The sequence below is a fragment of the Mesorhizobium sp. M7A.F.Ca.CA.002.04.1.1 genome, from assembly GCF_004022805.1.
Taxonomy (GTDB): Bacteria; Pseudomonadota; Alphaproteobacteria; order Rhizobiales; family Rhizobiaceae; genus Mesorhizobium; species Mesorhizobium ciceri.
In genome coordinates, this window is the sequence record NZ_RZPL01001346.1 from 1 (window position 1) to 397 (window position 397).

The 397-nt window shown below is 62.0% G+C and carries 1 pseudogene; it reads right to left on the reverse strand.

Annotated elements, in window-relative coordinates:
• Window positions 1–102: 102 nt before the first annotated feature.
• Window positions 103–397: pseudogene (locus ENZ75_RS34145) on the reverse strand (histone deacetylase family protein); the annotation flags it as partial.

Sequence of the window (397 nt, forward strand, 5' to 3'; positions counted from 1 at the left end):
CCGATAGTCGGAGCCGGGCGATGTTGCCGCCCGGTCCCGGTGGTCCTTTGCTTATGCCTGTCGTTGTCCCAAAACCGCCAGATGCTCCTGGACGACAGGCATTTACCGATCCTCGAACCCGGTCAGCACGCCGACCGCGTTGATGCCGATCTCCTCGACGGCATAGCCGCCTTCCATGACGAACAGCGTCGGCAGGCCGAGCCTGGCGATGCGGCGGCCGATCTTGGGATAATCAGACGTCTTCAGCTTGAACTGGCTGATCGGGTCCTTCTCGAACGTATCGACACCCAGCGAGACGATGACGACATCCGGTGCATAAGCGGCGAGCCTGCCGCAGGCATCCTCGAGCGAGGCGTTCCATGCATCCCAGTCGGTGCCGAAGGGCATCGGATAATTG